We start from the raw sequence: 17,133 nt of genomic DNA on the forward strand, positions 1-17,133 counted from the left end.
GGCTTTGTCACAGGCCGTGGCTCTTCTGCCTGACCTCCGGAGTGCTCGTCGCTTCCCGGTGGTTGGGCGTTTGTCGTTTAGGAAACGTCTCATTCTTGCCAGGACGCAGGCTTCGGATAATGGCCCGGACGATTCGCAACAGGCCGTTCTGAGCGGTCTCTTTCTACAGCGGGCACTCCCCGGTCACCCCCCGGCGACCATTAGCAGGCCCACCTCTCCACGCCCGCCACGGGCGCTGCAGACGAACGTCGCGTATCCAACGCGCGCCGGCACTCCAGGACGAGTTCCCCGAATACGAGTATGGAAGACCGTACCGGCGCGCCTCCATTGACTCCGGGAGGCCCTCGGTGAACGCCTGGAAATTCGGACCCCTGGCCTGGCTCTGCCTGGCCGGTTTCTCCACCGCAACGCTCGCCAGTGTCCTCGATGATGGCTGGTTCGGTGCCAGCAGCCCCGAACAGCGCAGCCTGGCACCCAGCCAGCTGATCGAACGCACCGGCGGCCAGCGCCAGACACCGGAGCTCGACGCGCCGGCGGCGCGGCGCCTGCTGGATCTCAATCAGGCCGTGCAGATGGCCGTCAACCGCCACCCTTCCATCGCCGACGCCATCGCCACCCTGGCACAACAGGGCGACGGCATCGCCATGGCGCGCTCCGGCTATTACCCCCAGGTGAAAATGGGCCTGGGGCGTGGGGATACCACCCAGAACGGCACCAGCCAGACTGCCTCACTGTCGGTCTCGCAACTGCTCTACGACTTCGGCAAGGTCGCCGGCAGCGTCGATAGCGCCGAGGCACAATCGCGCCGGCAGCAGGCGCTGGTCCTCAAGCAGATCGACCTGATTTCCCGGCAGACCGCCGAGGCGACCATCGACCTGCACCGCTACCGCCTGCTCGGGCGCATCGCCGATGAGCAGGTGAGTGCCATGGAGCGTGTCTATGCCATGACTCAGGACCGCGCGGGAGCCGGCGTCACCAGCCGATCCGACCCGATCCAGGCACTGGCCCGGGTCGACGCGGCGCGTGCCAGCCAGTTGCAGATCCGCTCGCAGTACCACCAGGCGCAGGAGCGTCTGCGCACCCTGGTCGGTGGCCCGGTTTCCGGCGATATCGCCGCGCTCTCCGACGACCAGGCCGCCCGCGTCGACCTGGCGCGGCGCCTGGACACCAGCATCCTGCCCGATGTGCTGGCCGCCGAAGCCGAGCGCCAGACTGCCGAGGCGCAGTTGCGGGTCGCCAAGGCCGACCGCATGCCCACCGTGAGTATCGAGGCCGCCAGCACCAAGGCGCTGAGCGGCGACAACCCCAGTACCTATGAGCGTCACGGCAGCGACAACAGCATCAGCCTCAACTTCACCTCGACGCTTTACCAGGGCGGCGGCCTGCGTGCCCAGGTGCGCGCCGCCACCAATGCCCTGGAAGCGGCACGGCAACGCATCGAGGACGCACGCCTGTCGGCCAGCGACCAGATGCGCAATATGCGCGAACAGATCATCGGCAACCGCGCGCGCCTGGGAGTGCTCGGCAGCCGCAAGCGCAACCTCGACGAATCCCGCGAGCTGTACCGCGAGCAGTACAAGCTCGGCACCCGCTCGATTCTCGACCTGCTCAACACCGAGCAGGAGTACTACCAGGCACTCTCCGACGAGGAAATGGTGCGCCATGACCTCTGGCTGGGCCAGGTCGGCCTGGTCGACGCCCAGGGCCGTGGCCGTGAGTTCTATGGCCTGAACTACACCACCGTTCAAGGTATGGAGGTGCTGCCATGAGCCTCGCTCCGCAATCCGCTCGCTGGCTGGACGCGATGCTCGCCGTCGCCCGCCACTACGGCATCGGTGTCTCCGAAGAGGGCGCGCGTGTCGCCCTGGCCTGGGAGCAGGGCGCTTCCGCCGACCTGATGCTGCTGCACATGGCCAAGAGCCTGGGGCTCGCCCTGCGCTTCGGCAAACTCTCGGTCGAGCTGCTCGACGCCTGGCGCCTGCCACTGGTGGCAGAGTTCGACGACGGCAGCGTCTGCGTCGTGCAGACCATCGACGGCGAGGGCAACCTCGGCGTGCTGTTCAGTGGTGACAAGGGCCTGGAAACCCGCATCGGCGTCGACGAGTTCCGCCAACGGGTGCGCCGTGTGGCGATCCTCCGGCCGCAGGTGGCGGTGCCCGACGCGCGCGTCGACCAGTACATCCGTCCGTACCGGCGCAACTGGTTCTGGAGCATCGCCCTGCGCGACTGGAAGCGCTACGGCGACGTCATGCTCGCCTCGCTGGTGGCCAACGTCCTGGCCCTGGCCGGGGTGATCTTCTCCATGCAGGTCTACGACCGGGTAGTCCCGGCCAACTCCGAGGCAACCCTCTGGGTGCTGTTTGGCGGGGTGATGCTGGCGATCTTCTTCGAGTTCTGCCTGCGCGTCTCGCGCACCCATATCTCCGACACGGTCGGCAAGCGCGCCGACCTGCGCATCTCCGACGTGGTTTTCGGCCGCGCGCTGCGCCTGCGCAACTCGGCACGCTCGCGCTCCACCGGCACCTTCATCTCGCAGTTGCGCGAGATCGATCAGGTGCGCGACCTGTTCACCTCGACCACCGTCGGGGCACTGGCTGACCTGCCGTTCTTCCTGCTGTTCCTGGTGGTGCTGTGGATGGTCGGCGGCCCGCTGGTGTTCGTCGCCCTGGGCGCCGTTCCGCTGCTGGTGATTCCCGGCCTGCTGATCCAGAAGCCGCTGGAACGCCTGTCCAACGAAGGCATGCGCGAGTCGGCGCTGCGCAACGCGATGCTGGTGGAGGCGGTGCAGGGCATCGAGGACATCAAGCTGCTGCGGGCCGAGGCGCGCTTCCAGAACCAGTGGAACAACGTCAACGATGTGTCCGCCGGCATCAGCATGCGCCAGCGCTTCCTCACCAGCCTGCTGATGAGCTGGACCCAGGAAGTCCAGGGCATCGTCTATGCCCTGGTGCTGGCCCTGGGCAGCTACCTGGTGATGCAGGGCGACATGACCACCGGCGCCCTGGTGGCCTCGTCGATCCTCGCCTCGCGGATGATTTCGCCGCTGGCGCAGATGGCCTCGGTGTTCTCCCGCTGGCAGACCGCCAAGGTCGCGCGCAAGGGCCTGGACGAACTGATGAGCCGCCCGGTGGACCAGCCCGAACGTGCCCGCCGGGTTCACCGCGCGGCACTCAACGGCAATTACCAGCTCGACGGTGTGAGCTTCCGCTACGGCGACAACGACAAGCGCCCGGCGCTAATGGTGCCGCAGCTGCAGATCCGCGCCGGTGAGAAGATCGCCATCCTCGGCCGCATCGGCTCCGGCAAGTCGACCCTGCTCAACCTGCTCTCGGGCATGCACAGCCCGCAGGAGGGTCGCGTCTCGCTGGATGGCCTGGACCTGGCGATGATCGACACCGCCGACGTCCGCCGCGACATGGCCATGCTGCCGCAGAGCTCGAGGCTGTTCTACGGCACCATCCGCGAGAACATCCTGCTCGGCGCGCCGATGGCCAGCGACGCCATGGTCACCCAGGCGCTGTCCCTGTCCGGGGCGCTGTCCTTCGTGCAGGCGCTGCCCGATGGACTCGACGAGGTGATCCTCGAAGGCGGCCAGGGCCTGTCCGGCGGCCAGCGCCAGACCCTGCTGCTGGCCCGCACGCTGATCCGCAATCCGTCCATCGTGCTGCTCGACGAGCCGACCGCCAACTTCGACGAGATGACCGAGCGCCAGGTGATCGACGCCATGGGCCCGTGGATGGCACCGCGCACGCTGGTGGTCGCAACCCACCGCATGCCGGTCCTGAAATGGGTCGACCGGATCATCCTCGTCGACAACGGGCGGGTGGTGCTGGACGGTCCCAAAGACAAGGTTCTCAAGGAGCTGACCCAATGACCGATCTCAAGCTCCCGGTAGCCAGGGCGGACGTCCCGCCGGCTATCCCGCAGACCACGGTTTCCACTCCGCGTGCGCACCAGCGCGGCGCCCCGGCAGAACCGCCACTGCCGCGCTCCAGCCTGGTTGTGTGGCTGATCGCAGCCATGCTCGCCGCATTTGCCGTGTGGGCCAGCCTGTTCTCCCTGGACGAAGTCTCCACCGGCAGCGGGAAGGTGGTCCCATCCTCGCGCGAACAGGTCATCCAGTCCCTCGAGGGCGGCATCCTGGTCTCGCTCAACGTCCACGAGGGCGATCTGGTCGAAGCCGGCCAGGTCCTTGCCCAGCTCGACCGCACCCGCAGCGAGTCGGCGGTGGAAGAGAGCGCCTCGCGCATGCGCGCCGCCAAGGCCGAGGCCGCACGGCTATATGCCGAGGTCAATGGCACGCCGCTGAACTTCCCTGACGATGTCCAGGCATTCCCCGATCTGGTGAGCAGCGAGACGGCGCTCTATCACTCGCGCAAGGACAGCCTGGCGAAGAACCTGGCGGGCATCAATGACGCCCTTGGTCTGGTCCGTCGTGAGCTGGCGATGACCCAGCCGCTGGTGGCGCGTGGCGCCGCCAGCGATGTGGAAGTACTGCGCCTGCGGCGCCAGGCCAACGAGCTGGAGCGCAAGGCCACCGAGCTGCAGACCCAGTACGTGGTCAAGGCCCGTGAGGACCTGGCCAGGGCCAATGCCGAGATCGAGGCACAAAGTTCGGTCACCCGTGGCCGCTCGGATGCCCTGCACCGCACCACCTTCACGTCGCCGGTGCGCGGCATCGTCAAGGACATCGCGGTCACCACGGTCGGCGGCGTCGTGCCGCAGGACGGCAAGCTGATGGAGATTGTGCCGGTCGATGAGAAGCTGCTGGTCGAGGCACATATCTCGCCGCGCGACGTCGCTTTCATCCGTCCCGGACTGGACGCCACGGTGAAGATCACCGCCTACGACTATTCGATCTACGGTGGCCTGCACGGCAAGGTCACGACCATCTCTCCGGATACCATCCAGGACGAGGTGAAGCGCGAGGTCTTCTATTACCGGGTATTCATCCGCACCGACGTCGATCACCTGACCAACAGGGACGGCAAGCGCTTCGACATCGTTCCGGGGATGATCGCCACAGTGGATATCCACACCGGTAACAAGACCATCCTCGACTACCTGTTGAAGCCGCTGAACAAGGCCCGCGAGGCACTGCGCGAGCGCTGAGTCTCCGGTGGCGTCAATCGGCCATCATTGATGGCCCGGAAGCCCCGCCAGCCAGGCGGGGTTTTTCTTTTCGGGCTGTCATCAGAAAGTCACCACAGCGTTCATACTCAAGAGGCATCGACGTCGGACGCGTCGATTGCGGAAGCAGTTTCCGCCATTCGCTTGTCACAGTCAGAAGGAGCGCGCTGCGGGCCGGAGAATCCCCGCCGCGACGCCCCCGGCAGTGACGGTCGAATGGACGGCCGCATCGATTTATCGGAAGGCCCGCGCCACGGCGCCCGGCTTCCTTCGTCAAGGAATACAGCATGTCCCCAAGACCGGTAAACAATGCCTCGGTCAGCCCCAAGGGCAGCCTCGAAACCCTCTCCCAACGTGAAGTCCACCAGCTCAGCGAAGCGGGCTCTGGCAGCACCTACAAACTCTTCCGCCAGTGTGCCCTGGCCATCCTCAACACCGGCACGCAGATCGATAACGCCAAGCACATCCTCGACGCCTATCGCGACTTCGAACTGGAAATCCACCAGCAGGACCGTGGCGTGCGCCTGGAACTGTTCAACGCGCCGGCCGACGCCTTCGTCGATGGCGAGATGATCGCCAGCACCCGCGAAATGCTCTTCAGCGCCCTGCGCGACATCGTCTACACCCAGAACGCCCTGAACAGCCGGCGTTTCGGCCTCGACAGCTCGGCCGGTATCACCGACTACGTCTTCCACCTGCTGCGCAACGCTCGCGCCCTGCACGCCGGCGTGGAGCCGAAGATCGTCGTGTGCTGGGGCGGCCACTCGATCAGCACCAACGAGTACAAGTACACCAAGAAGGTCGGCCACGAGCTGGGCCTGCGCAGCCTCGATGTGTGCACCGGCTGCGGTCCGGGCGTGATGAAGGGCCCGATGAAGGGCGCGACCATCGGTCACGCCAAGCAGCGCATCACCGACGGCCGCTATATCGGCCTGACCGAGCCGGGGATCATCGCCGCCGAGGCGCCGAATCCCATCGTCAACGAACTGGTGATCCTGCCGGACATCGAGAAGCGCCTGGAGGCCTTCGTCCGCGTCGGCCATGGCATCATCGTGTTCCCCGGCGGTGTCGGCACGGCGGAGGAGTTCCTCTACCTGTTGGGCATCCTCATGCACCCGGAGAACCAGGACATGCCGTTCCCTCTGGTGCTCACCGGCCCGCGCAGTGCGGCGGCCTACATCGAACAGCTGCATGCCTTCGTCGGTGCGACCCTGGGCGAGGCGGCGCAGAAGCGCTACCGCATCATCATCGACGACCCGGCGGAAGTAGCGCGCGAAATGAGTTCCGGGCTCAAGCAGGTCAAGCAGTTCCGCCGCGATCGCAACGACGCCTACCATTTCAACTGGCTGCTGAAGATCGACGAGGGCTTCCAGCGCCCGTTCGAACCGACCCACGAGAACATGGCCGGCCTGGACCTGGGCCGCGACGTGCCGCCCCACGAGCTGGCGGCGAACCTGCGCCGGGCCTTCTCCGGTATTGTCGCCGGCAACGTGAAGGACCGCGGCATCCGCATGATCGAGGAGTTCGGCCCGTACGAGATCCACGGCGACGCGGCCATCATGGAACCGCTGGATGCGCTGCTGCAGGCCTTCGTCGAGCAGCACCGGATGAAGCTGCCGGGTGGAGCGGCTTACGAGCCGTGCTACCGGGTTGTGCAGCGAGCCGGCGTGGCGGCAGTATGACTTTGTAGGAGCGAGCTTGCTCGCGAACCGCACAGCATCGGAGTCGCCGGGAAGTGTTCGCGAGCAAGCTCGCTCCTACGAAGAGCGCAAAACAAAAAGCCCCGCCAGGATGCGGGGCTTTTTCATGCGGGCTTTACGTACAGGACTTACATTCAGGAGAAGGCTTACAGATCGAAATCGTAGTCAGACAGTTGGCGCTGCAGGCGACGCTCTTCCAGGTAATTGTCGATGATGCGGCGCTTGGTCAGGTTGGTCTTGGCGACCTCTGCCGTGGCTTCTGCGCCGTCATCGCTGTCGTCAGTGCTGACATCGTCCTCGAGTTCGAGGTCTTCTTTGTCGTTTGCCATTCGGTGCACTCCACAACACGGGGTGTGTTGGCGCCCCTTATATCGACAAAGGCGTAAGCGGTAAAAAAGATTTTTTCAATCGGCCTGAAGGAATTTTCCCATAACGCTCAATCGTCCGAAGTCTTGTGCTTGTACTCGCACAGGTCCTCGATTCGGCAGCTGCCGCACTGTGGCTTGCGAGCCTTGCAGACGTAGCGCCCATGCAGGATCAGCCAGTGGTGCGCATCCAGCAGGTATTCCTTGGGCACGAACTTGAGCAGCTTGCGCTCCACCTCCAGCACATTGCGCCCCGGCGCGATATTGGTGCGGTTGGAGACGCGGAAGATGTGGGTGTCCACCGCCATCGCCGGCTGTCGGAAAGCCGTGTTGAGGACCACGTTGGCAGTCTTGCGGCCCACGCCCGGCAGCGCCTCGAGATCTTCGCGGTTTTCCGGCACCTGGCCGCCGTGCTTCTCGATGAGGATGCGGCAGGTCTCGATGGTGTTCTTCGCCTTGCTGTTGTACAGGCCGATGGTCTTGATGTACTCCGACAGGCCTTCCACACCGAGGGCATAGATCGCCTCCGGGGTATTGGCCACCGGGTAGAGCTTGGCGGTGGCCTTGTTCACCCCGACGTCGGTGGCCTGGGCGGAGAGCAGTACCGCGATGAGTAGCTCGAAGGGTGAGCTGTAGGCCAGTTCGGTTTCGGGGTTGGGGTTGTCTTCTTTCAGTCGGCGGAAAATCTCCGCGCGCTTGGCGGCATTCATTCGATCACTCCGGTCACGCGGACGCGTTGGCGCTCAGTTGCGGGTACGTCGCCCGCCTGCGCCTTGGCGCGGCCCGCCAGGCTTTCATCAATACGGTTCTTCAGTGCAATCAGCAGGCCCAGCACCAGGAAGGCGCCGGGCGGCAGTACGGCCAGCAGCAGGCCCTGGTAGCCGGGAATCTGCAGTTCCCAGTCGGCGGCGGCAGGGCCGAACAACAGGTCCATGCCGGCCAGCAGGGTGCCATGGCCGAGCAGTTCGCGCAGGGTGCCTATGGTCAGCAGGACCAGGGCGAAGCCCAGCCCCATCATCAGTCCGTCGAAGGCCGAGCGCGCCACGTTGTTGGTCGAGGCGAAGGACTGGGCACGGCCGAGGATCATGCAGTTGATGGTGATCAGTGGCACGAAGATGCCCAGCACCTCGTACAGCTCATAGCGCCACGCCTGCATCAGCAGCTCGGCGCAGGTGGTCAGGGTGGCAATGACCAGCAGGAAGGCCGGCAGGCGCACGGCCTCGCTGAGTGTGCCGCGGATCAGCGACACGATGACGCTGGAGCAGACCAGCACGAAGACCGTCGCCAGCCCCAGGCCGAGGGCATTGACCATGGAGCTGCTGGTGCCCAGCAGCGGACAGAGGCCGAGCAACTGCACCAGGCCGGGGTTGTTCTTCCAAAGGCCTTGCAGGGCGATTTCGCGGTAGCCGGGATTATTCATGCTGGACTCCCGAAGCAGCAGGGGCGAGCAGCTCGGCCTTGTGTGCATCGAAGTACTGCAGTGCCAGGTGCGTGGCCTTGACCACCGCGCGCGGGGTGACGGTGGCGCCGGCAAACTGGTCGAACTGGCCGCCGTCCTTCTTCACCTTCCAGCCGGCGTCGGCCGGGTCGTTCAGCGAGCGGCCGTCGAAGCCGTGCAGCCAGTCGCTCTTGCCCAGTTCGATACGGTCGCCCTGGCCGGGTGTCTCGTGGTGTGCCACGACTCGCACACCGAGCAGCCGGCCTTGCGCGGTCACGCCCACCAGCAGCTGGATCGAGCCGCCGTAACCATCCCGCGCGATGGGCTGGAGGATCACTGCCGTGGTCTGGCCCTGCAGTCGGGCAATGTAGGCAGGTGCTGGCTCGTCGCGGCCCAGCAGTTTGGGATCGAAAGCGCCGACTTCGGTTTCCAGCGGATGATTGTCATAGCTGGCCTTGGGCAGCAGCTCCAGCACTGAACGGCCTCGAAAATCGCGCTGTGCGGTGTCGATGCGCTGGACGGTGAATTGGTGAACGGTCGCCACCACGCCAGTGGCGATCAGCGCGACCAGGCCTAGCGCCAGGATGCTCTTGAGCAGCTCGCGGTTCATCGATCACCCGCCTTGAAGCCTCGCTCTGGCTTCTTGTGCCCATAGGTTCGCGGTCGAGTGAAGTAGTCGAGGGTCGGCGCGGCGAGGTTCATCAGCAGCACGGCGAAGGCCAGGCCGTCCGGGTAGCCGCCCCAGGCGCGGATCACATAGGTGAGCACGCCGACGCCGATGCCGAACAGCAGCCGGCCGCGGTTGCTGGTGGCGCCGGAAACCGGGTCGGTGACGATGAAGAAGGCGCCGAGCATGGTCGCCCCGCTGAACAGGTGCAGCAGGGGCGAGCCGTGGGAATCGGAGCCACTACCGTTCCAGAACAGCAGGCTCATGACGAACAGCCCGCCGAGCATGCCTACCGGCGCGTGCCAGGTGAACAGCTTGCGCCAGAGCAGGAACAGCCCGCCGGCGAGGAAGGCCAGGTTGACCAGCTCCACGCCGCGCCCGCCGATGCTGCCGAAGGCAGGCGACTGCGCCAGCAGTTCTTCCATGGTCAGGCTGTGGTTGTTGCGCACCACGTCCAGTGCCGTGGCGCCAACCCAGGCGTCCGGGCTCTGGCTGGCGAAACCGGCTATCTGCCGCAGGCCTTCGCCGAACCCCAGCGCACTGTCCGGTGCCGGCCACTGACTCATCAGCTGCGGGAAGGACACCAGCACCACCGCGTAGCCGACCATCGCCGGGTTGAACGGGTTCTGCCCGAGGCCGCCATACAGGTGCTTGCCGAAGATCAGCGCGAACACCGTGGCGACTGCGCTCAACCACCAGGGCGAGTAGGGCGGCAGGGCGAGGGCGAGCAGAACGGCGGTGACCAGTGCGCTTCCGTCCTTGAGGAAAAACGTCACCGGGCGGTCGCGCAGCTTGAGCATCAGCGCTTCGGTGGAGAGAGCGAGGAGGCTGCACCAGAACAGATTGAACAGCGTGCCGACGCCATACAGGCCGATCAGCACCAACGCGCCTGGAGCGCAAGCGGCCAGCAGGGTTAGCATGACTCTCTGCGTGCGGTTCGTGCCGGTGGCGTGGGGCGAGCTGATGCGTGGCAGCTTCATCAAGGGGCCTCCCCACTGGCATCGGCAACGGCACGTTCCGCCGCGTGCAGGCGCTCGCGGGCCGTGGCCAGGGCCTGATCGTCGGCGTCTTCGCGTTCGAGCTTCTTCAGGTCGGCTCGGGCGTAGGCCAGTTCGGTCTTGGCGGCGCGCAGGGCATCGGTGATCGGGCGCTTGTCGGTTCGCACGAGGTCTGGCGGCGCTTTGCCGCTGGCGTCCTCGGCAGCGTGCAGGGCAGCCTCTGCGGCGCTGAGCGTCTGGCGGATCGCTTCCAGCGCTTCGGCGGAGGCACCTTCGCGCTCAGCGGCGCGCAGGGCATCGCGCTGGGTGATGTAGGCCAGCTTGGCCTGGCGCAGGGCGAGAACACCGTCGACAGGCTGCTCGGTTTTCGGGTCGGTCGGCATGGCGTTCCCCTGCAACGGGTTGAGTTGGCGCTCGATGCGTTCGACGTCTGCGCGCAAGGAGGCAAGGGCCGCGCGCTGCTCGTCGTTGGGTGATTCGCCGAAGGCTTTCTCGGACTTCTTCAGCTGCGCCCGGGCCATCGCAGCCTCGATCCTGGCTTTTTTCAGCGCCGCTTCGCCCGTGGCGGAAACGGCAGTGGGGGCCGGCTCCGTGCTGGCACTTTGCATTTCGGCAGTCGCCAGCGCGGCTTTCGCCACTTCGGCGGCGATGCGCAGTTCGGCGACCTGGGTGCGCAGCTGTTCGGTGTCGTGGGCGGTCAGTTGCTTCTCGGCTTTCTTCAGCGCGACCTGGGCCATGCTCGCCTCGATCTTCAGGCGCTTGAGCTGGTCGGGCGCATTGCCCACGGATTTCTCGGCCTTGACCCGCTCGATCACCGACTGCGCGGCTGGCGCGGAGGGCGTTTCGGCTTCGGGCTGGTCTTCCTGCACGCGTGCCGCACGCTCCTGGCGGGCCAGGCGGTCTGCGGAGCGTTGTTCTTCGTCCCGGCGCAGACGCTCCTGGCGGTGCTCGAAGCGCAGGCGCCATTGTTCGGCTTTCAGCTGGCGTTGTTCCAGCTCCCGGATATCGGCCTTGGACGCACGGTAATACTGCACCAGCGGAATGCTCGACGGACAGACGTAGGCGCAGGCGCCGCACTCGATGCAGTCGAACAGGTTGTGCGCAATCAGCTGGTCGTGGTCTTCGGCAAAGAAGTACAGCTGCTGGGGCAACAGGCTGGCAGGGCAGACCCTCGCGCAATCGCCGCAGCGGATGCAGGGCAACGCCTGCTCTGGCGCCGGCAGCTCTTCGCTCGTGGCGGCCAGCAGGCAGTTGGCGGTCTTGATCAGCGGCACGTCCAGCGACGGCAGGCTGTCGCCCATCAGCGGGCCGCCGAGGAGCAGGCGGTCCAGCTTGGCACGGTCAAGGCCGGCGAAGTCCAGCAGCTCGCCGACGGGCGTACCGATCAGCGCTTCGACGTTGCACGGGCGCGCCAGTGCGGCGCCGGTCAGGGTGGTGATGCGGGAGATCAGCGGCCGCCCGCGCAGCACGGCGTCGGCCACGGCGACGGCGGTGCCGACGTTCACGCAGAGCATGCCGATGTCCGCCGGCAGCCCGCCGGAGGGTACTTCGCGGCCGGTGAGAACCTGGATCAGCTGGCGCTCGCCGCCGGACGGATAGCGGGTCGGGATCGGTTGCAGGCGGATCGCTCGTTCGCCGATGGCGGCCTGCACGGCAGCGATGGCCTCGGGCTTGTCGTCCTCGATGCCTAGCAGTACCTGCTGCGGCTGGAGGATGTGCATCAGCACCTCGATGCCTTCCACCAGTTCGGCGGCGCGCTCGCGCATCAGCAGATCGTCGGCGCTGATGTACGGCTCGCACTCGGCACCGTTGATGATCAGCGTGTGCAGATCGTCCTGCGCGCGGGAGGCCAGCTTGGCGGCAGTGGGGAAGCCGGCGCCGCCGAGGCCGGCAATACCCGCCCGGCGAATGCGCTCCAGCAGGTCGACTGCGGAGAGGGACGCATACTCGGGCTCAGCCAGGAGCTCGCCCCATTCCTCCGCGCCGTCGCTGTCGATGACAATGGCGGGCGCCGACAGGCCGGAGCTGTGTGGATAAGGTTGCTCACTCAGCTCGACCACGGTGCCGGAAGTCGGTGCGTGCAGCGTGCTGCCGATGGCGCCGCCGGTCTCGGCGATCAGTTGGCCCTTGAGAACGCGCTGGCCGATAACGACGCAGGGCACGGCGGGCGCGCCGATGTGCTGTTGCAACGGCAGCACCAGGCGGCGTGGCAGTGTCGGCTGCTGGATTGGCAGGGCAGTGGATTGCTGCTTGTTGGCCGGCAGGCTCAGACCACCGGGAAAGCTCCCGACCTGCGCGTTCATGCCGCCTGCTCCCGGTCGGTCCGGATCAGACGATCCTGCGGCAGCGGCCATTTCCAATCGGTGACGCGCACCGGGAGGTCGCGCATCTCGATGCAGTCCACCGGGCAGGGTTCCAGGCACAGGTCGCAGCCGGTGCATTCGTCGACTATCACCGTGTGCATCAGCTTGGCCGCGCCGACGATGGCGTCCACCGGGCAGGCGCGGATGCACTTGGTGCAGCCGATGCACTCGGCCTCGCGGATGTAGGCCACGCGTAGCGGTGTCGCTTCGGCGGCGTCCAGCGGTAGGGGGTCGACGTCCAGCAGCTCGGCGAGGGCGGCGATGGTCGCGGTACCGCCGGGCGGGCATTTGTTGATCGCGTCGCCTTCGGCGATGGCCTGGGCGTAGGGCCTGCAGCCGGCGTAGCCGCACTGGCCGCATTGAGTCTGCGGCAGCAGGTCGTTGATCTGCCTGGCGATGGGTTCACCCGCGACTTTCACTCGCGCCGAAACCTGGCGTAGAGCCACGGTGCCGGCGAGGCAAACAAAAAGGATCAGCAGCGCCGCGATCATGGCTTGAGCAGTCCGCTGAAGCCCATGAACGCCAGGGACATCAACCCGGCGGTGATCATGCCGATGGCCGCGCCGCGGAACGGCTTGGGCACGTCGGCGATGGCGATGCGTTCGCGCAGGGCGGCGAAAAGCACCAGCACCAGGGTGAAGCCCAGCCCGGCGCCGAAGCCCTGGAAGGTGGATTGCAGGAAGCCGAATTCGGCCTTGCGGGCGTTGAGCAGCGCCACGCCCAGCACGATGCAGTTAGTGGTGATCAGCGGCAGGAAGATGCCCAGTGTGCGGGCCAGTAGCGGGCTGGTCTGCCTCACCAGCAGTTCGGTGAATTGCACCACCAGGGCGATCACCAGGATGAAGCCGATGGTGCGCAGGAACTCCACGTCCAGTGGTTGCAGCACGTAACGCTGCAGGATGTAGCTCAACGCCGAGGCGAGGGTCAGCACGAAGGTGGTCGCCAGGGCCAGCGCCAGCGCGGTCTCGATCTTGCGCGACACGGCCATGAACGGACAGATGCCGAGGAACTGCACCAGTACGAAGTTATTGACCAGGATGGCGCTGACCAGGATCACGGCGAGTTCGGTCATGGCCGGGTACTCGCAGCCGGGCGCGAGGAGCGGTGGATCATGCTCGGAGGCCGATGGTCAGCGGGGTGATGGCGGCGAAGGGGCATAGGTCTGATACAGGAGGCGAAGTAGGTAATTGTACCTCCCCGAAATCAGTTGCGGTGCCAGGGGCGGTGGGAGGAATATCGGCGGCTGCCGAACCTGATCGGTTCCCCTCACGGAAGTCGCGATGCGCAAAACCCTGCCCGGACGCTTCACTGCCCTTTGCCTGCTGGTCACCAGTGGCCTGGCTTCGGCCGCACCCATCACCACCGATGACCTGGTCAGTTGGCCGCGCATGAATGTCGCCGACTTTGCCTGCCTGCTGGAGCAACGCACGGGGCACGCCGATGCGCAGTTCAGCTGCGCCGCCAGCAGGAAGCTGAGCAACTGGGGTGACGCCTGCCATAACACCGACCTCAGCTATGCCGGCCCGCAGTTGCCCGAAGCATTGGTGCGCCAGCTTGATCCGCGCATCGCGGCGGTTGACCTGGACTGGGAGTACGGCCGTCTGCAATCGGTCAACGTCACCTTCAGCGGGATCATGACCGCGGAGGAGGTGGCCGACATCTTTCCCCAGGTGAGCCTGGAAGACCCCACCTCGCGGGATAATCTGAGCAACGCCTCGCTGCAGGATTGTGCGTCGGATGCTTCGTGTCTCTACCTGGAAGGCTTCGAGCACCTGGGCGGTGGCGACGTCGATTGCGAGGACGCTCAGTAGGTCATGCAGGCGGCGTTGAGCAGCCCCACGCACAGCGAGGCCCCGCCCAGGAAAACGCCGTGGGCCAGGGTGTTGCTTTCGATGCCGCCCTTGAGCTCCGGCACCAGGCGCGACAGGCCGAGGAACACCAGTACCTGCACCAGCATGGCGATCACGCCCCAGATCAGCATGTCGCCCAGGCTGACGCTGTGGGCGATGGCACTGGCCAGCGGCAGGGCGAAGCCCAGCAGGGTGCCGACCAGCGCCACGGCGGCGCTGAGGTTGCCCTGGCGGATCAGCTGGATTTCCGCGTAAGGCGTCAGGCGGATGTAGAGGCTGGTGAACAGGCCGAACAGGCCGATGGCCGAAGCGAAGTAGGCGAGGAAGTTGGGCAGGGTCTGCAGCAGGTTCATGGCGGATCCTTCAGACGAAATAGTGGGGGACGAAGCGGCTGCTGTCGCGGGTGATGGCGCTGGCGTCCTCGCGGATGCCCAGGCCGGCGGCCTGGCCGTCGATCACCCAGCAGCCGAGCACCGCGTAGTTGCCTTCGTGGTTGGCCAGCGGTGCGTAGCCCTGGTAGATGCAGGGGGCGTTGGCATGGGGGCCGTCGCTTTCCAGCCGCAGGTCGCCGGCGACGATGCGGATGTTCTCGCCCTCGCGGGAATACAGCGGCTTGCGCACGTACGCGCCGGGGATGTCCTGGTGGTAGCTGGCCGGCAACAGGTTGGGGTGGTCCGGGTTGAGCTTCCAGAGGATCGGCAGCATGGCTTTGCTCGACATCAGCAGCTTCCAGGCCGGCTCCAGGAAGCGGATGGCGCTGCGCTCCAGGTGCTCGGCGAAGCTGTCCTGCAACAGCCATTCCCAGGGGTAGAGCTTGAAGCAGTGGCGGATGTCCTGCTCGTACTGGTCGATGAAGGTGCCGCGCCCGGCGTGGTGGCCAATGAATTCCAGCGGCAGGTAGCGCGTGGGCAGCCCGGCCTGGTGCGCGGTATCGAGCAGGTAGAGGGCGTTACCGGTGTCTTCCTCATGGCCTTCGATGGCGGTGAAATGCAGCAGTCCGTCCGGGGCGATGGCTCTCCAGCGCGCGATCAGCTTCTCGTGCAGCGAGTTGAACTGGTCGGCAGCCGGGTTCACGTCGTTCAGCCACTGCCACTGCACCACGCTGGCCTCCAGCAGGCCGGTGGGGGTGTCGGCGTTGTACTCGAGCATCTTTGGCTGGCCCTCGCCGGTCCAGGCGAAGTCGAAGCGGCCGTAGAGACTCGGGTCCTCGCGGTTCCAGGAACGGATGATTTCTTCGCGGGCACCCGCTGGCAGCTGGAAGGGCTCGAAGTGGTCGGTGCGGATCACCCATTCCACGCAATCCAGGTAGCGCTGGTGCAGGTCTTCGCTGGCGGCCTCCAGCGTCTCGATCTGTTCGAGGCTGAATTCGTAGGCCACCGATTCGTCCCAGTACAGGCCGTCGATGCTGTGGAAGGTGAAACCGACCGCCTCGCAGCGTTCGCGCCAGTCGGCGCGCGGCGTCATGGCCAGGCGACGCATCAGCCGCCTCCGGAGAAACGCGCGCCGGAGTGGCCGAATCCGCCACGGGTGACCAGCTGGCGCGATTGCACCTGGTAGGTCTGCGCGGTCTTCGGTCGCGAACCGTCTTCGTAGCTCGGCCCGCGATAGCGCCCGGAGCTGCTGCCGATGTAGCTGCCGCCGCTGCTGCTGGTGGACTCCGGCTCGCAGGCATTGGGCGTGTTGCCCCAGTCCTTCAGGCAGTCTTCGCGGTTGGCGTAAAGGTCGCGGTACACCGGGTCGTGGTGCAGCACGCTGTAGAGCACCCCGCCGGTGAGCAGGGTGGTGAAGACGATATTGGATTTCTTCATGCGGGTTTCGCGGAGCGCCGGGTTCCGAGTTTGCGCCACAGCCAGCGCAGGATCAGGCCGGCGATGAGCAGCACGACCAGCAGCGGCAAGCCGAAGGCGGCCACCTGGATGGCGTTGACGGTGCCGTCGGTGAGTTCGTCGAGCGAGTTGCCAAAGGCCTTGCCGATGCGCGACCAGCGGCCGGTGGGCTGGTATTCGCTGGAGAAGTCCAGGGTCAGCAGGTTGGTGGAGATGCGCCGCTGTTGCTGGGCGGAATCCTGGCGAGCGGCCTGCAGTTGCTGCTCGACCTCGGCGGTGGCCTTGGCCAGGGCCAGCAGGTCGCTGACGCTCATGTCCTTGCGGCCCTGGAAACTCTGCAGGGTCTGGTACTCGCGCTCCAGCCGGTCGCGCAGCTGCTGGTTGTCGCTGACGGCCTGGGCGAGGTCTTCGGCCTGGGTGCGGCGGCTTTGCAGCTGCCCGCCAACGGCTGCGAGGGTGACGAGTTTCTCCACGCCTTCGGGGACGATGCGCACGACGAGGTGCGCATTGCGCATCTGACTGTCGCCGCTCTGCTCGATGGCGATCAGCTCGCAGGAGCCGAAGCGGTCCTGAGTGCAGGCATCGCGCGAGGCGGCCAGTTGAGCGTCGATGCGCTCGCTGGCCAGGCGGATGCCGACCTGGTGTTCATAGGCGAGGAAGGAACCGGCTTTCGCCGCCTCCCCCTGGAACGCGGCGCCGGAGCCGGCGACGTGCTCCGAGGGAGCGCCGCAGCCGGCGAGGGCGGCGCTCAGGACGAGCGCTGCCCAGTACTTCAGTTTCATCGATGGCCTCCTTG

Annotated in this window: 17 protein-coding genes; 5 read left to right on the top strand and 12 right to left on the bottom strand. The window is 66.2% G+C overall.

The window, feature by feature from the left end; translation table 11 throughout:
* Positions 1-347 precede the first annotated feature (347 nt).
* From FAS41_RS06165 to ppnN, 4 genes are all read left to right on the top strand, one after another.
* Positions 348-1,769, top strand: a complete 1,422-nt coding sequence (locus FAS41_RS06165; protein WP_138520727.1) for a TolC family outer membrane protein — start codon at positions 348-350, stop codon at positions 1,767-1,769.
* The gene (locus tag FAS41_RS06170; RefSeq protein WP_138520728.1) at positions 1,766-3,874 is read left to right on the top strand and encodes a type I secretion system permease/ATPase; all 2,109 of its coding nucleotides are present in this window, start codon (positions 1,766-1,768) and stop codon (positions 3,872-3,874) included. Before FAS41_RS06165 ends, FAS41_RS06170 begins: the two co-directional genes overlap by 4 nt.
* Positions 3,871-5,112, top strand: a complete 1,242-nt coding sequence (locus FAS41_RS06175) for an HlyD family type I secretion periplasmic adaptor subunit (protein ID WP_246084819.1) — start codon at positions 3,871-3,873, stop codon at positions 5,110-5,112. The genes FAS41_RS06170 and FAS41_RS06175 overlap by 4 nt, the downstream gene beginning before the upstream one ends.
* Before the next feature lie 305 nt (positions 5,113-5,417).
* Positions 5,418-6,812 carry a nucleotide 5'-monophosphate nucleosidase PpnN gene (ppnN, locus tag FAS41_RS06180; RefSeq protein WP_138520729.1) on the top strand — a complete coding sequence of 465 codons (1,395 nt, stop codon included), beginning with the start codon at positions 5,418-5,420 and terminating at the stop codon, positions 6,810-6,812.
* Positions 6,813-6,976: 164 nt separating this feature from the next.
* Here the strand turns inward: ppnN and FAS41_RS06185 are convergent, their stop codons facing one another.
* The 8 genes from FAS41_RS06185 to rsxA all read right to left on the bottom strand — a co-directional run bounded on the left by FAS41_RS06185 (position 6,977) and on the right by rsxA (position 13,733).
* A complete protein-coding gene (locus FAS41_RS06185) occupies positions 6,977-7,159 on the bottom strand; it encodes a PA3496 family putative envelope integrity protein (RefSeq protein WP_017521020.1) in 183 nt (60 codons plus the stop codon).
* A gap of 107 nt (positions 7,160-7,266) precedes the next feature.
* Positions 7,267-7,905 carry an endonuclease III gene (gene nth, locus FAS41_RS06190; RefSeq protein WP_037016056.1) on the bottom strand — a complete coding sequence of 213 codons (639 nt, stop codon included), beginning with the start codon at positions 7,903-7,905 and terminating at the stop codon, positions 7,267-7,269.
* Positions 7,902-8,615: an electron transport complex subunit E gene (locus FAS41_RS06195; RefSeq protein WP_138520730.1), complete on the bottom strand. Its 714-nt coding sequence runs from the start codon at positions 8,613-8,615 to the stop codon at positions 7,902-7,904. Before FAS41_RS06195 ends, nth begins: the two co-directional genes overlap by 4 nt.
* Positions 8,608-9,243 carry an electron transport complex subunit RsxG gene (rsxG, locus tag FAS41_RS06200; protein WP_138520731.1) on the bottom strand — a complete coding sequence of 212 codons (636 nt, stop codon included), beginning with the start codon at positions 9,241-9,243 and terminating at the stop codon, positions 8,608-8,610. Before rsxG ends, FAS41_RS06195 begins: the two co-directional genes overlap by 8 nt.
* A complete protein-coding gene (locus tag FAS41_RS06205) occupies positions 9,240-10,280 on the bottom strand; it encodes an RnfABCDGE type electron transport complex subunit D (protein WP_138520732.1) in 1,041 nt (346 codons plus the stop codon). The genes rsxG and FAS41_RS06205 overlap by 4 nt, the downstream gene beginning before the upstream one ends.
* A complete protein-coding gene (gene rsxC, locus FAS41_RS06210) occupies positions 10,280-12,601 on the bottom strand; it encodes an electron transport complex subunit RsxC (RefSeq protein ID WP_138520733.1) in 2,322 nt (773 codons plus the stop codon). The genes FAS41_RS06205 and rsxC overlap by 1 nt, the downstream gene beginning before the upstream one ends.
* Entirely contained in the window at positions 12,598-13,152 is a 555-nt protein-coding gene (gene rsxB, locus FAS41_RS06215) for an electron transport complex subunit RsxB (RefSeq protein WP_138520734.1), read from the bottom strand. The genes rsxC and rsxB overlap by 4 nt, the downstream gene beginning before the upstream one ends.
* Positions 13,149-13,733: an electron transport complex subunit RsxA gene (gene rsxA, locus FAS41_RS06220; RefSeq protein ID WP_138520735.1), complete on the bottom strand. Its 585-nt coding sequence runs from the start codon at positions 13,731-13,733 to the stop codon at positions 13,149-13,151. The genes rsxB and rsxA overlap by 4 nt, the downstream gene beginning before the upstream one ends.
* A gap of 208 nt (positions 13,734-13,941) precedes the next feature.
* Between rsxA and FAS41_RS06225 the strand changes: the two genes are divergently transcribed.
* Complete coding sequence (locus tag FAS41_RS06225; RefSeq protein ID WP_138520736.1) at positions 13,942-14,472, top strand: hypothetical protein; 531 nt, start codon at positions 13,942-13,944, stop codon at positions 14,470-14,472.
* Here FAS41_RS06225 and FAS41_RS06230 read toward each other — a convergent pair.
* From FAS41_RS06230 to FAS41_RS06245, 4 genes are read right to left on the bottom strand one after another with little or no spacing between them, the layout of a single operon-like run.
* Positions 14,466-14,864, bottom strand: a complete 399-nt coding sequence (locus FAS41_RS06230) for a DUF350 domain-containing protein (RefSeq protein ID WP_138520737.1) — start codon at positions 14,862-14,864, stop codon at positions 14,466-14,468. The genes FAS41_RS06225 and FAS41_RS06230 overlap by 7 nt on opposite strands.
* Positions 14,865-14,874: 10 nt before the next feature.
* The gene (locus FAS41_RS06235) at positions 14,875-15,990 is read right to left on the bottom strand and encodes a glutathionylspermidine synthase family protein (RefSeq protein ID WP_138520738.1); all 1,116 of its coding nucleotides are present in this window, start codon (positions 15,988-15,990) and stop codon (positions 14,875-14,877) included.
* Complete coding sequence (locus tag FAS41_RS06240) at positions 15,990-16,319, bottom strand: hypothetical protein (protein ID WP_138520739.1); 330 nt, start codon at positions 16,317-16,319, stop codon at positions 15,990-15,992. The genes FAS41_RS06235 and FAS41_RS06240 overlap by 1 nt, the downstream gene beginning before the upstream one ends.
* Positions 16,316-17,113: a DUF4349 domain-containing protein gene (locus FAS41_RS06245; RefSeq protein ID WP_425048988.1), complete on the bottom strand. Its 798-nt coding sequence runs from the start codon at positions 17,111-17,113 to the stop codon at positions 16,316-16,318. The genes FAS41_RS06240 and FAS41_RS06245 overlap by 4 nt, the downstream gene beginning before the upstream one ends.
* Positions 17,114-17,133 lie beyond the last annotated feature (20 nt).

Origin of the sequence: Pseudomonas nicosulfuronedens (genome assembly GCF_005877905.1) — a bacterium.
In the GTDB taxonomy this organism is placed as follows: Bacteria; Pseudomonadota; Gammaproteobacteria; order Pseudomonadales; family Pseudomonadaceae; genus Pseudomonas; species Pseudomonas nicosulfuronedens.

Bases quoted from the DNA above. Each gene is read 5' to 3' on its own strand.
- nth (WP_037016056.1), bottom strand. From the start codon at position 7,905: ATGAATGCCGCCAAGCGCGCGGAGATTTTCCGCCGACTGAAAGAAGAC.
- rsxB (WP_138520734.1), bottom strand. From the start codon at position 13,152: ATGATCGCGGCGCTGCTGATCCTTTTTGTTTGCCTCGCCGGCACCGTG.
- FAS41_RS06205 (WP_138520732.1), bottom strand. From the start codon at position 10,280: ATGAAGCTGCCACGCATCAGCTCGCCCCACGCCACCGGCACGAACCGC.
- FAS41_RS06230 (WP_138520737.1), bottom strand. From the start codon at position 14,864: ATGAACCTGCTGCAGACCCTGCCCAACTTCCTCGCCTACTTCGCTTCG.
- FAS41_RS06240 (WP_138520739.1), bottom strand. From the start codon at position 16,319: ATGAAGAAATCCAATATCGTCTTCACCACCCTGCTCACCGGCGGGGTG.
- FAS41_RS06225 (WP_138520736.1), top strand. From the start codon at position 13,942: ATGCGCAAAACCCTGCCCGGACGCTTCACTGCCCTTTGCCTGCTGGTC.
- FAS41_RS06185 (WP_017521020.1), bottom strand. From the start codon at position 7,159: ATGGCAAACGACAAAGAAGACCTCGAACTCGAGGACGATGTCAGCACT.
- rsxA (WP_138520735.1), bottom strand. From the start codon at position 13,733: ATGACCGAACTCGCCGTGATCCTGGTCAGCGCCATCCTGGTCAATAAC.
- rsxG (WP_138520731.1), bottom strand. From the start codon at position 9,243: ATGAACCGCGAGCTGCTCAAGAGCATCCTGGCGCTAGGCCTGGTCGCG.
- ppnN (WP_138520729.1), top strand. From the start codon at position 5,418: ATGTCCCCAAGACCGGTAAACAATGCCTCGGTCAGCCCCAAGGGCAGC.
- FAS41_RS06235 (WP_138520738.1), bottom strand. From the start codon at position 15,990: ATGCGTCGCCTGGCCATGACGCCGCGCGCCGACTGGCGCGAACGCTGC.
- FAS41_RS06195 (WP_138520730.1), bottom strand. From the start codon at position 8,615: ATGAATAATCCCGGCTACCGCGAAATCGCCCTGCAAGGCCTTTGGAAG.
- rsxC (WP_138520733.1), bottom strand. From the start codon at position 12,601: ATGAACGCGCAGGTCGGGAGCTTTCCCGGTGGTCTGAGCCTGCCGGCC.
- FAS41_RS06175 (WP_246084819.1), top strand. From the start codon at position 3,871: ATGACCGATCTCAAGCTCCCGGTAGCCAGGGCGGACGTCCCGCCGGCT.
- FAS41_RS06170 (WP_138520728.1), top strand. From the start codon at position 1,766: ATGAGCCTCGCTCCGCAATCCGCTCGCTGGCTGGACGCGATGCTCGCC.